General features: G+C 43.0%; 11 protein-coding genes and 1 tRNA gene. 7 read left to right on the top strand and 5 right to left on the bottom strand.

What is annotated here, in order from left to right; all coding sequences use genetic code 11:
* Positions 1-4: 4 nt before the first annotated feature.
* From ACRQQK_RS00680 to ACRQQK_RS00670, 3 genes are all read left to right on the top strand, one after another.
* Positions 5-2,422, top strand: a complete 2,418-nt coding sequence (locus tag ACRQQK_RS00680) for an ATP-binding protein (protein WP_457509397.1) — start codon at positions 5-7, stop codon at positions 2,420-2,422.
* A gap of 259 nt (positions 2,423-2,681) precedes the next feature.
* Positions 2,682-3,131, top strand: a complete 450-nt coding sequence (locus tag ACRQQK_RS00675; RefSeq protein ID WP_042486582.1) for an L-alanine exporter AlaE — start codon at positions 2,682-2,684, stop codon at positions 3,129-3,131.
* A gap of 159 nt (positions 3,132-3,290) precedes the next feature.
* Positions 3,291-3,378 (top strand) — tRNA-Ser (locus ACRQQK_RS00670).
* Between the two features lie 96 nt (positions 3,379-3,474).
* On the opposite strand, the gene gltS is transcribed toward ACRQQK_RS00670, so the two are convergent.
* Positions 3,475-4,701, bottom strand: coding sequence for a sodium/glutamate symporter (gene gltS / locus ACRQQK_RS00665; RefSeq protein WP_457509395.1), 1,227 nt, complete (start codon positions 4,699-4,701; stop codon positions 3,475-3,477).
* A gap of 161 nt (positions 4,702-4,862) precedes the next feature.
* Here gltS and ACRQQK_RS00660 point away from each other — a divergent pair, with 161 nt between their 5' ends.
* Both ACRQQK_RS00660 and ACRQQK_RS00655 read left to right on the top strand, forming a co-directional pair.
* Positions 4,863-5,702 (top strand): SGNH/GDSL hydrolase family protein, encoded by an 840-nt coding sequence (locus ACRQQK_RS00660; RefSeq protein ID WP_457509393.1) that lies wholly within the window; start codon positions 4,863-4,865, stop codon positions 5,700-5,702.
* 192 nt (positions 5,703-5,894) lie between these two features.
* A complete protein-coding gene (locus ACRQQK_RS00655) occupies positions 5,895-6,611 on the top strand; it encodes a carbonic anhydrase (protein ID WP_457509392.1) in 717 nt (238 codons plus the stop codon).
* A 62-nt stretch (positions 6,612-6,673) separates the two neighbouring features.
* On the opposite strand, the gene ACRQQK_RS00650 is transcribed toward ACRQQK_RS00655, so the two are convergent.
* The 4 genes from ACRQQK_RS00650 to ACRQQK_RS00635 all read right to left on the bottom strand — a co-directional run bounded on the left by ACRQQK_RS00650 (position 6,674) and on the right by ACRQQK_RS00635 (position 9,887).
* Positions 6,674-6,943 (bottom strand): DUF1496 domain-containing protein, encoded by a 270-nt coding sequence (locus ACRQQK_RS00650; protein ID WP_457509390.1) that lies wholly within the window; start codon positions 6,941-6,943, stop codon positions 6,674-6,676.
* Positions 6,944-6,954: 11 nt separating this feature from the next.
* Entirely contained in the window at positions 6,955-7,878 is a 924-nt protein-coding gene (locus ACRQQK_RS00645; protein WP_457509389.1) for a 1-aminocyclopropane-1-carboxylate deaminase/D-cysteine desulfhydrase, read from the bottom strand.
* A 72-nt stretch (positions 7,879-7,950) separates the two neighbouring features.
* Positions 7,951-9,213: a sensor histidine kinase gene (locus ACRQQK_RS00640; RefSeq protein ID WP_457509387.1), complete on the bottom strand. Its 1,263-nt coding sequence runs from the start codon at positions 9,211-9,213 to the stop codon at positions 7,951-7,953.
* Positions 9,213-9,887: a response regulator transcription factor gene (locus tag ACRQQK_RS00635; RefSeq protein ID WP_457509385.1), complete on the bottom strand. Its 675-nt coding sequence runs from the start codon at positions 9,885-9,887 to the stop codon at positions 9,213-9,215. Before ACRQQK_RS00635 ends, ACRQQK_RS00640 begins: the two co-directional genes overlap by 1 nt.
* Positions 9,888-10,363: 476 nt before the next feature.
* Between ACRQQK_RS00635 and ACRQQK_RS00630 the strand changes: the two genes are divergently transcribed.
* On the top strand, positions 10,364-10,993 hold the full coding sequence (locus ACRQQK_RS00630) for a TetR/AcrR family transcriptional regulator (protein ID WP_457509383.1): 630 nt from the start codon (positions 10,364-10,366) through the stop codon (positions 10,991-10,993).
* Positions 10,994-11,038: 45 nt separating this feature from the next.
* Complete coding sequence (locus tag ACRQQK_RS00625; RefSeq protein ID WP_457509381.1) at positions 11,039-13,321, top strand: acyl-CoA dehydrogenase; 2,283 nt, start codon at positions 11,039-11,041, stop codon at positions 13,319-13,321.
* The last annotated feature ends 89 nt before the right edge of the window (positions 13,322-13,410 follow it).

Below are 13,410 nucleotides of genomic sequence, written 5' to 3'. Positions count from 1 at the left end.
GCTTATGGAAATACGTTCATCATTAAAGCGCAAGAGCATGTTCGCTCTCATCGTGTATTTGTGCTTTTTCCTAGCCACGATTGGCTCGCTAACATACTTGGCTGTGGATTCCCCTTTCAGAAAAGAGTTGAAGCAGTATCTGGACTTGCGTGCTGAGCTTCTTTCGTCGCAAATTTTAGAGCCTCTTAATCGTTCGGTTGGCGTTCTGCAAAGTATTGTTAGTATTGCTCAAGCATCAGAAAGCCAAGAAGAGGCTTCTCGCATGCTACGTTCGATATTTTCTACTGTCGATGATGTTGTTATTAGCGGCGGTATTTGGCCTAAGCCCTACAGTATCAACGCTAATACCAAGTACAAAGGCTTGTTCTTTAACCGAGCCACAGATGGAAAAATCGATCAACTTTATTCTTGGAATAACCCTGAAGCAGGTGGATACGACAGTGAAGTTTGGTATGTGGCAGGAATGGAAGAGCCTAGCGGTAGTATATTTTGGTCTCCTGTTTATGTGGATTCATTCACTCAGATCCAAATGATTACAGTGACTTCGCCGTATTATGTAAACGGTGAATTTGCTGGTGTAGCCACGGTGGATCTTTCTTTACAAAGCTTGACGGCATTGATTTCACTTCACGCTGAGAGATACCAACTGGGTGTTTCGTTGCGAGATTCATACGGTTCAACGATTACAGAGCATAATTTCAGGTTACGAGATGGTGCGTATGTCAGTAAATACGCCTTTGGTGACTTTAACTGGAAGCTTGATGTAGTGAACTCACATCGATTGGTCGACGATGATGTGTTTGATTTAGTGATGAGTGTTGAGAAAGGTATTTTGCCACTACTACTTTTCTGCCTGATGTTCGGGTACTACTTAATTAATCGTTATTTGATTAACCCAATAGTCGTGATTGCGCAAAAAGTTGATGAATCAAAAGAGGGGGGCATAATTGATGTTCCTTACAACAGCCAAGATGAAATTCGCTATTTGATCGATACCTTCAATCAGAAGACTGTGTATTTGGAAGCGGAGAAAATCAAAGCGCAAGCCTCGACAAAATCGAAAAGTATTTTCCTTGCCACTCTGTCCCATGAAATTCGCACACCCATGAACGGCGTTCTCGGTATGGCTCAGATACTACTGCGTGGAGACTTAAAACCTCAGCAACGTAAACAGTTGAAAAGCCTGTATGAGTCAGGCGAACACATGATGTCACTCCTTAATGAGATGCTTGATTTCTCTAAGTTCGAACAAGGCCACATGGAGCTTGATAACAGCAAGTTCCCACTTGAATTCATGATTGGCAGTGTCACTAGTGTTTATTCCTCTCTCTGCAACGAAAAAGGTTTGCAATTTAAGGTTCACTCAGAAGTACCTGAAAATCGCTGGTACTATGCCGATAAGGCGAGAATTCGCCAAATTCTGTTTAACTTATTAAACAATGCGGTGAAATTTACCTCGCGTGGTTTTGTGGAAGTATTTTTCAGCGAAGTGAAGCTTGATGGTCAACTCTATCTGAGTATCAGAGTCCGTGACACTGGTATTGGTATCGAGAAGGCGGCGCAGGAGAAAATATTCCGGCCATTTGAACAGGCGGAATCATCAACCACCCGACGTTTCGGTGGCACTGGTCTAGGCTTAGCGATTGTTAAGCAGATCGCTGAACTTATGGAAGGAACCGTTTCCGTTAACAGTAAGGTGGATATTGGCACTAGTTTTCAAGTAAATCTGAAAATTGATGTTTGTGAGCCTGAATTGGTCGAGAGTCATCATTCGCGTCATTTAAGCTATTCTGGTTTGAAAGTCTTGATAGTGGAAGACAACCGCACCAACACCATGATCATCGAAACGTTTATGAAAAATAAAGGTTTTGAATGTGAATGTGTTGAAAATGGTGAACTAGCAATACAAGCTGTTGCGAATGGGCAATTTGACCTCATTCTTATGGATAACCACATGCCAGTCAAAGACGGTGTTGAAGCAATACATTCAATCCGTCAACTACAAGGCCCTCAATCTCAAGTTCTGATCCTTGGCTGTACCGCCGATGTGTTTAAAGATACAAGGGAAAGCTTATTGAATGCCGGAGCAGACTCGATAGTCGCGAAACCTATCAATGCAGGTGAGCTGGATGATGCTCTCTATAAGCACATCAACAAGCTTTACCAGTACCATTCAGAAATGCCTAAACTCACTTTTAGTGGCAGCGCTGAGGAGCTGTTAGTAAAACTCTATATCGCCATCGAAAATAAAGCAGTCGGTGAAGCATTAGACATAGTTGAGTTATTAGAAAACTCCTTGGATCTGCCTAGTGATAGTCAACTGGTAACGACGCTGGCATCGGTAAAATCTCATCTAGAAGAAGGGGAGCTACCGCCTAAAGCTTCTATCGATTTATTAACCATATTACTGTCAGATTTTTAAATCATTAGAAGAGTCTAAAGGCTTAAGTTTCACAACTTTAAGCATAGATGAATCATTTGTTATAACGGTGTGAAATAAGAGAGAGATGCTACTTTGCATTTCATTTATGGTTGTTTATTTAGTAACTGAATAAAAATACGAGATCAAAAACCATATAAGTTGTGCTCTAATGGCGCCATCAACTGCCTGATCTTTTGATGGTGGTGATATGTGTTATGAGAGCGCTAATTTTGCAGTTTATTATCTTGTGAGGACATAAATGAAAGCTCGTGGCCCTTTTTGTATACGTCATGCTGCTGCGGACACTTTTGCAATGGTTGTTTTCTGCTTTGTATCGGGGATGATTATTGAAATATTTATATCTCAGATGACATTTGAGCAGTCACTAGCGTCGCGAACTCTGTCTATTCCCGTAAATATCGCCATCGCTTGGCCTTACGGTGTATTTAGAGATTTTATGCTGAGACAAGGTCGCCGTATTTCAGAAACCAGTTTGATGAAAAACGTGTCAGACCTCGTTGCTTATGTGCTTTTCCAGTCACCAGTATATGCTGCAATCCTATACACAGTTGGTGCTTCTACAGACCAAATAATGACAGCCGTTGCGAGTAACGCTGTGGTTTCTTGTGGAATGGGCGTGATTTATGGCTACTTCCTCGATATGTGTCGTCGTTGGTTTAAGGTGCCTGGCTATTACCGTGCGATGTGATACAGATAAAGAAATAAAACACAGTTGTAGGGAAAATATTCAATTTAGCCAATTAGTAAGCAAATAACTTAGTTAGAACGCTTTTTTTTGGATTTTTCCTTGACGATCATTAGCTGAATCATTAAATTAGCGCCTCGTTAGCCGTTATGGTTAACCTCCGGTGAGTTGTCCGAGTGGCTTAAGGAGCACGCCTGGAAAGTGTGTATACGGCAACGTATCGAGAGTTCGAATCTCTTGCTCACCGCCAAATTAATGTTAAAAGACGCCTTATGGCGTCTTTTTTCTTATCTGAAAAAGAAGGTACGCATTGCGTACCTTCTTTGTATCCAGTCTTTAGAACAGCTTAACCTAAAAACGATATGTAGCCCTGTAAGATGATCAGGTTAACAATGTCGATGAAGAATGCTCCGACAATAGGAACCACCATGAAAGCTTGGGGTGATGGTCCAAAACGATTAACGATAGAACCCATATTCATCACCGCTGTAGGCGTTGCTCCTAAACCAAAGCCACAGTGTCCCCCTGAAATAACAGCCGCGTCATAGTTGCTGCCCATGACTTTAAACGTCACATAATAGGTAAATACCGCAAGCATGGCTGACTGAACCGCCAAAATGACTAAGAACGGAATCGCAAGGTCGAAAATGTTCCAAAGTTTAAGGCTCATTAGCGCCATGGCTAAGAACAAAGCTAAAGATACTGTACCCAACATATCGATGGTTTCAGCGTCTAATTTTCGGATTTTAGTGACTTCTAAGAAGTTGGTAATGATGACACCAATAAACAAAGCGTAGACAAAATCGGGAATCATCAGCCATGAGATTTCATAAGAGCTGACCCAAAGTTCCAAATACTTTGCCCCAGTTACGCAGATAAGTAGAAAGAACAGCTTTTCAATGACTTTCTTTGCTGTCACTTTATCTTCTTCATACTCATTGTAGGTAACCAATTCTGGGAATTTCTCGTGCGTTTTAGAACCTCTGCCGTACTCAGACTCAATGTTGTTCTTTTCCACCAGACGTTGTGCAACAGGACTGCCGATTATGCCGCCGATGATCAGACCAAAAGTAGCAGATGCCATTGCGATTTCGAGAACGTTATTCATGCCATAGACATCTTGGAAAGTCTGAGACCATGCCGCTCCTGTGCCGTGGCCGCCAGACAACGTGATTGAACCTGCTATCAAACCCATTAGCGGCTCTAAACCCAAGGCCGTTGCCAGTGACACTCCCACGGCGTTTTGGATGATGATATAGACGGATGCGATAGCTAAGAAAATAAACACTTTTGCTCCGCCTTTCATCAGCTGTGTATAGTTGGCCGCAAGACCAACCGTGGCGAAGAACATCAACATGAATGTGTTTTGTAGTGGTAAATCAAATTCTAAATCAACGCCATAAAAATGCAGTACTGTAATAGCGCAGGCGATAATCAAGCCGCCAACAATTGGCTCTGGAATGTTAAATTTGTTGAGAATTGGCAACCTGGCATTAATGAAATGCCCTAGGAAAAGTACACTGATTGCAACTAAAAATGACTCAAGTGCACTTACTGATATCAAATGATTCATATTGCCTCTTATTCGTGGTTATATTCATCGTTCTTGAGGTGAGAGTGTTATGCGTCTTGTAGGGTAATAGCAAGCCTTTACCAGCATTTTCCGAAAAAATTGATGGCAAATGTAAGACTTTCATCGGTTTTATCATCAGATGAGAAGAAAGGAGTCAATAAATGACCAGAGAAGAGCTTTTAAATGAACTCACGAACGCTGAATGCATAGACTTGGTAAAACTCTATCAAGCTAACCCTTCCCAACATTTTTACACTCTGGTCGAACAGCTATATACATTACGTGATGAACACGATTTAACAACTCGAATTTCGAGATTTAAAACAGACGTTGAGAAGCTAACCCAATCACTTGAAGGTTTCAATATTGCTCCAGAGCAGTTTAAGCAGATAGCTCAGTCGCTCGATCTTAATCAACGTACTCAAAAGGTGATTCGATTTATGCAAACCCAAGATAACCACATAGCTTTTGCTAAACCTGTCGAACTGGTGATGTATGGTGATTCCATAACAGAGTGGGGGCCTTGGCATGATGGTATTCAAGGCGTGACGTTAGCAAACCGTGGTTTGAGTGGCGATACAACGGATGGAATGAAGTATCGAATCGAAAGCACCACCGTCTGTCAGCCGAAACTCATCTGCATGATGGCTGGAATTAACGATTTGTCTCAAGGCTATAGTGTTGACGAAATTATGGAGAACTATAGCCAGATGCTGAACTACTGGCATGAGAGAGATATCGAGGTATGGGTGCAATCGACGTTATTTGTCGGTCAGCGACTAAACGAGTTAAATCCTCTCGTGGCACAGTTAAATCAAGAGCTCATTAAACTGTGTAACCACACTGGAGCAAAGTACATCGATTTGAATACGGTCATATGCCCGCAAGGTGTATTGCCATTAACTTGCAGTGCCGATGACCTTCACCTTAACTCATATGCGTATGGAAAGTGGCTGTCACTATTAACTCCAATGTTGGACGATTATTTCAAGCATGTTTAACAATGAATTCAGAATAAAGTTATCTGTGTGTTGGACGTGGGCAGAAAAGTATTAGCTAATTAAAAATTTGCATCAGTCTCTAACTTCGGTGACTCGGATTTATCACAATTGAGTAATCAAAGTTTCCATCAATTTTTCAGCTATTGCTCTGTGTAATTATCCGGTTTTTCTATTAGTTAACAGGGATAAACGATGAAAAAAACGCTAGTGGCTGCTGCAATGATTCTTGCTTCAATGAGCCAAGTTCAAGCTTCTGATTGGGGATATCACGGGGAGCATGCGCCTGAGCATTGGGGTAAGGTTTCAGCGATATGTGCTCAAGGGCAAAACCAGAGTCCTATCGATATCAGCGCTGTAACAAAAGCAGAACTGAAAAACCTTAAGTTTGATTATTCCGGTCAAGCAGTGTCTGTCACTAACAATGGTCACACTTTGCAAGCATCTGTTTCTGAGCAGAATACATTGTGGGTTGATAATAAGGCTTTTGAGTTAAAGCAGTTCCACTTTCATACGCCTTCAGAAAACCATGTCGATGGGCAGTCTTATCCGTTAGAAGCGCATTATGTTCATGCTGATAAAGACGGTCACTTAGCGGTTGTTTCTCTGTTTTTTAAATTGGGTGAGCAGAACACTGAGTTAGCAAATTTACTAACTGTAGCACCAAAAGAAGAAGCAAAAGCGGATCTGTCGAAACCGTTTGACGTGACGTCTTTGTTACCAAAAGAAAAGCAGTACTACCGCTTTAATGGTTCATTAACTACACCGCCGTGTTCTGAAGGTGTGCGCTGGTTGGTATTGAAGCAGCCATTAACCATTTCAGCCGATCAGGTTGAGAAGTTTGAACAGTTGATGGGGCATAATAACCGTCCGATTCAAGCAATTAATGCTCGTGTAGTCATGGGACAATAATTATCTCGAAGCCTACTTTAATCGGTTTGTTTCCGAGTAGGCTTCTTCATTTCACACATCAATTATTCTTTGTGAGACTTTTTGTCATTGTTGAGTTGAACCCACTTTAACTGTCCGTTAGTTTCAAAGTTGTTTGCTGCTTGGCAAATCATGTATAGCTCTCCGACCTGCAATAGTGCGCCTTCTGAATATGCTTGGTCTTGATAGTAGCAAACGCGTTTACCTACATTGCCATCGACAACTACAGGGACGGGAGTCGCTGGAGTTGAGATCGTTTTAGCCATCGAGATAGGGCTAACAAGTACCAACAATAGGGCAAAATATTTAGACATAAAGCCGTTCCTTATAGGTCAAATTGGCGTTGGTAACGAGGAAGCATGCTCTCATTACCTAACAGACCACCCTGATGAATATAGATGAGTGCAGGGCGTTTATCAGTTTGTATATCAGCGTTTGCAAATGACTTTTTTTCCAGCCAAGAGATCAAGCAGCGCCACATGAGAGGGTCATACAGCAAATCAAACTCGACATGGGTTTGCTCTTGAAGCTGTTGCCAGATATCAAAATCTTCACGATAGAGATGACCAAAGTAGTGTTTGCTATCAAGTTGCAGTATCTCTGGATGGCTTGTTTCACCAAGCTCGTAGAACTGTTCCGTAAGGTATTCTTCGCCACCGACACAAGGGCAGGTGATGACCTGAACTCCATGGGGTTCAAGCGCTTTGTGCAAAAAGAGCGCTGTAGTACCTGTTCCCGAAGGCAGTGCGACACACCACTCTTGTTTAGGTTGCATGCGAATCCATTCCAGAATCTCAGATGCCAGTTGTTTGACACCGGCTTCGGCCAATTTTGAACGCCCACCTTCAGGAACAGACAAACACCTTTCATCTGGCTGCCGAATCTGTTCAATATACTCTCTTGGATGCAGACCAAATGGACGGGTTTCTATGATGTTAGCGTTAAGTTCCAGAGCGCCACGGTAGTTGCCAATTGGGCGCTGTTTTAGCCATGCAGGAATATGGTCAACATAAAACTCTAGCTGCCAGCCACGAATACGAGCTAAAGCTGCCATTGAATACAACGAGTTAGCTTGAGCAGAGCCATAGCCAATCAGTGTTGTTACTTGAGGCAAATCAGCCTCCAGTAGAGACATGAATTTTCTGGCTTTATTACCACTAAACTGCGAGTGCAACTGGTCATCACGTTTGAGATAAAAATGATGACCGTTGAAATGGTGCTCAGTAATAGGGCTGTTTGCGAGTTTCATAACTCTTCCTGTTGCAATGAAATAGCCAAGGGAAGCGCATTATAACCTTAACAACTCTGCTCACACGTAAGTTTATTGCTCAAAACTGATTAAGGCTTCGCAGCCTATAGTAGGACGATTCTTAATCGAAAAATGCCAGTGATATCGGCGACATAAGTCTTCTACTATCAGTAAACCTAAGCCATGCCCATCTTGATTTTTTGCCTGATTAAGACCAGGGCCGTTGTCTCTGACGCACAAAGAGTCAGCCGAGACTTCCAGAGTGATCTCTCCTTGATGTGTGGCGGCAATGGCGTTTCGCAGCAGGTTTCCTACTACCATATTTAAAACAGCGGGTGCAGCTTTGAGTTTAGGCATTTGGTGGAAAACCAAAGCAATCTCGATATCTTTGTCTTTAGCCTGAGCACTGTTGAGTTCAATAATGGTTTCAAATTCGTCTTTACTCACGTCTCTTACAACGGCTTCTTCTTCGCTGCGTTCATAACGCACAAGACCGAGCAGAGCGTCAACCATGGTGCTCATTTGAGCGGTGGCTTCATTGATACGTACAATTTGACGTTTTTGGAAATCGTCAGAGGCATTGCGTTCCAATAATTTGCTCGCGCCTTTTACTATGGTTAACGGCGTTCTTAGTTCGTGGCTGGCATAGCGGGCAAACGCTTGTTCACGCTTAATTAGGTTGTGAATTTCATGACGATATTGATTGAGCTCGTCGGCTAGAATTTTAAATTCACTCGCACCGCCGCTAGGTATTTCAAATACATGAGCAGCGTTGCCACTGTGCGTTGTCAGTTGCTGTGTGAGGTTATTAATCGGTTCGATTAAACGTTGCGAGAGTCGTAACAGTAGGCCGCCAAAGATGAGTAGAAGTCCCGCGACACTGGTGATAACAATAAGGCCAGAAAATAAGGTTTCATTGTTTCCGAACTCTACCTGGTTGATATCCGACAGCAAGATGACCGGTTTTTTCGAACCGTCTTTATAGTAATAGCTGAAAAACACCATACGTGAATCTGGGTCGCTTCCAACTTCACCAACAAAGCTATCTCTGCCTTCAAAATACTTATGGTATTCGGCTGGAACTAGGCTGATATCGTTATAGGCAGTGGTAAGGACATCAATGGTGATTTTTCCTTGTTCACCATTCATAAAGCGAGCGATTGCTTCATTTTTATCTATTTCGATACGTCGTTCACCAACTTTGTCTTCTGACCAGTGCAGTGCTGTGTAAAAAATAATGTAACTGGCTAAGCCCATAACCAAAGCAACACCAGTAAAAAAAAAGGCTAACTGGCCAGTAAGAGTACGGGTATTGGCAAAACTAATGTTGTTCATTATACCTTCTCCAAACGGAAGCCAATTTTAGGTACGGTGACCAGCATAGAAGACTCGAAGGGCTTATCTAACTGGTTACGGAGTTGGTAAATATGGCTACGCAGTACATCGTTGTTTGGCTCGTTGTCCTGCCAAAGCATGTCCGTAATTTCTTCGCGAGTGACTACATCGGGAGCGCGTTGGCAAAGCAGTTCCAAAATGGAATAGGTGGTCGGATTTAATGAAAGCTTGATGCCGTCTCGATACGCCTGATGCGTTTTTTGATCGATGCGTAGGCTAGCGAATTCGAGAGACGTTTCGGTAACTGTCCTTCTATAACGCTTAATTAATGCGCGCAGGCGAGCTTCAAGAATTTCGAGATCAAAAGGTTTGGTCAGGTAGTCATCGGCGCCGTATTTAAAGCCGCTCAGCATATCTTCGCGACTATCCAGAGCAGTAAGCATTAGCACTGGTGTAGTGTTACCGGCTTCTCTAAGTTTCTCACAGACGGTTAATCCATCCATACGTGGTAGCATCAAATCTAAAATGATGGCGTCGAACGGGGTTTCTAAAGCTAGCTTAAGGCCTAGTTCGCCATTATCGGCATAGTCGAGCTCCATTGCTTCACTTTCAAAGTAATCAAACAATATTCCCGCCACTTCTCGATTGTCTTCTACCAGCAATATTTTTTTCATTTCAACGCTCGTTCATTTGCATCGCCTACCGTCTAAAGCGCTAGCCTAGACCTATTTGGTTCTATCTTGCATCTATTCATCGTCGAAGAAAAGCCATATCCCTTTGTGAATTTAACCAGAAGCTGTTTGAAACACATAAAAAAAAGCCCAGAACATAGGCGATCTGGGCGGATACAAAATGGAGTTAAATATGAAAAGCAGTGGTGTTCGTGTTGTTAGAAGAAAAAACAGTTTGACGGCCTGTGAAACTCTTAATGCGCTAACAACGGACACTAATTATGACTGTGCGTTTTTGGTTTAGTTCCTCGTGGATTGAAAAAATATGAAGTTTTTTTGCTTGGCGTTATCGATTACTAAGGATGCAAGGAAATGGCAAAGTAAGATCAAGAAGTGTGATGTTAATCTGTTGTTAATTTTGTGTATCAGAAGTATATTTCAAACAGGTGTTTGATTTAAGTATTTCCTGTGAGTGATGAATGGCGTCGAGAAGTAGTACCAAAAAAAAAATACTGGATGTAGCTGAAGGACTTTTCGCTGAACAAGGTTTTAATGATACCTCGTTAAGAACGATTACCGGCAAAGCCGGAGTCAATTTGGCTTCAGTGAATTATCACTTCGGTGATAAGAAAACTTTGGTTCGCGCAGTGCTGAACCGGTACTTAGAGGCGTTTATGCCGGAAGTACACAAAGCTCTGATTGCGTTGAATCAACGTGAGTCTTACTCAATGGAGGATGTGTTTGAATCATTGCGTGGACCTTTGAAGAATCTCAACAAGGTCAGTACACACGGTACGAGCCGATTTATGTTGTTGATCGGAAGGGGTTATACAGATGTACAGGGGCATCTGCGCTGGTTTATCACCACTCGTTACCAAGATGTATTGAAATTGTTTACTGACTCGGTAATGAAAGCGAACCCTGAATTAACACGCGAGACTCTGTTTTGGCGTCTGCACTTTACCTTAGGCACATGTGTTTTCACTATGGCTTCAAGTAAGGCGCTGGCAGAAATCGCAGAAAATGATTTTGGAAGTATGGTCGATGCAAAAGTTGTTGTTGACCAGATCATTCCATATCTTGCTGCTGGCGTTGCAGCGAAAATATAAGCAAAAAAATAATAATAAAGTCCCGTGAACAAAAGGATCTGAACAATGAGCTCTCTACGACAAAAATGGATAAGTGACCCTGCCTTTAAGCTGTTTAAGAAGGTATTGCCACCGCTGTCTAGTACTGAAAAAGAAGCAATGGAAGCGGGCAGTGTTTGGTGGGATGGAGAGCTGTTTTCTGGTCAGCCAGATTTTCAAAAGCTTCACCATTACCCAAAACCGTCGTTTACTGCTGAAGAACAGTCATTCATGGATAACGAGCTGGAAACCCTGCTTGAAATGCTTGATGACCATAAAATAGTAAAAGAAGATCGTGACTTGCCAGAGGATGTCTGGACATTCATGCGCAAAGAGCGTTTCTTCTCTTTGAATATTTCTTCAGAGTATGGTGGCCGTGAGTTTTCTGCTTTAGCAAACTCAACCATCGTTTCACGCATTGCGACACGTTCAATCAGTGCTGCTGTGACCGTCATGGTTCCTAACTCTTTAGGCCCAGGTGAGTTACTTTCTCATTACGGTACTCAAGAGCAAAAAGACTACTGGTTGCCGCGCCTTGCTGACGGTACAGATATCCCATGTTTCGCACTAACAGGACCAGAGGCCGGTTCTGATGCGGGTGGTATTCCTGATCAAGGAGTAGTGTGTTACGGCAAACACGAAGGTAAAGAAGTTCTGGGTATTCGCTTAAGTTGGAACAAACGCTATATCACGCTTGCACCCGTGGCAACAGTGGTTGGTTTGGCATTCAAGCTAAGTGACCCTGAAAAGTTACTGGGTGACAAAGAAGATATCGGTATTACCTGTGCGTTGATTCCAGCGAGTCACGAAGGCGTTGAGATAGGTGAACGCCATGACCCGCTCGGGCTTGCGTTTATGAATGGCCCAACACGCGGTAACGATGTGTTTATCCCTATGGATTGGCTGATTGGCGGATCAGATTACGCAGGTAAAGGTTGGCGTATGCTGGTGGAATGTTTGTCAGCAGGTCGCGGTATTTCTCTGCCTGCTTTGGGTACAGCGATTGGTCACCTAACGGCTCGTACTACAGGTGCTTATGCCTACGTTCGTAAGCAGTTTGGTATGCCGATTGGTAAATTTGAAGGTGTTGCTGAATCTCTAGGCCGAATTGGTGGTTTAACTTATCTGCTAGAGGCGACCCGAACACTGACGACTACATCTCTAGATCTGAAAGAGAAACCGGGTATTGTGACGGCAATTGCCAAATACCACATGACCGAGATCGCCCGTACAATTTTGAATGACTCTATGGACATCCATTCTGGTCGCGCAATTCAAGACGGCCCGATGAACTATTTGGCGAGTCACTATTTAGGTGTTCCGGTTGCGATTACCGTTGAGGGAGCGAACATTCTAACCCGTAACCTAATGATTTTTGGTCAAGGTGCGACGCGTTGCCACCCTTATGTATTGAAAGAGATGGAAGCAGCGGCGAACCCTGATGAAAAAGAAGGGGCGAAAGAGTTCGATAAGTTGTTGTTCAAACATATTGGTCACGCAACGAAAAATTCGATAGGTGCTCTTACTGCGGCGTTAACAGGTTCTGCATTTGTTAAAGCGCATATGAGTGGTCCAACGAAAACTTACTATAAACAGCTCACTCGTTTAAGCCGCGTGTTGGCAGTGAGTGCTGATATGGCGATGTTAACGCTTGGCGGTGAACTGAAACGTAAAGAGATGATCTCTGCCCGTTTGGGTGACGGCTTGAGCTATTTATACATGGCGTCTGCGGTCTTGAAAAAATACGAAGATGATGGTCGCCACCAGTCTGATCTCAACTATGTTCACTACGCAATGCAACATTGTTTGTACCATGCTGCGAAGTCTATGAACGAAGTGTATAGAAACTACCCGTCAAAAGCGGTGGGTAAGTTGTTAAAAGGCTTGTTATTCCCATTGGGCAACCATTATCAAGCACCAAGCAATGATTTAACGCTTGCTGTGGCTGAAAGCTTAATGATTCCAGGCGCTCATCGCGACCGTTTGACTCACCTTTGTTACATCGGTAAAGACGAAGATGACAGTGTTGGCTTGATGGAAAAAGCATTCCTGTCGCTTTACTCCATCCAAGGTCTTGAGAAGAAACTCTATCGCGGAGTGAAAGAGGGTAAAGTGGCTCGTAAAGGTTTGCTCGCGGATCGTTTAATTCAAGCCAAAGAAGCGGGTGTGTTAACAGTTGACGAAATTGATGCCATTTTGGCGGCTGAAAAACTGCGTTATATGGCGATTCAAGTGGATCACTTTAGCCATGATTTTTCAAAAGTTTTGACCAATCAGACAGTGAAACCTAAGCTAAACAACGTAGCTTAAGGACAAGAGTGCTCACTTATATAAAGGCTTCCATAGTGAAGCCTTTTTTATGTCGCTTGGAAAATGTTGATGGAAAGTGATCCAACCAC

It is taken from the genome of Vibrio sp. C8, assembly GCF_054051265.1.
The sequence above is the reverse complement of the archived record's forward strand: the minus strand, read 5'-3'. Positions and strand labels throughout refer to the sequence as shown.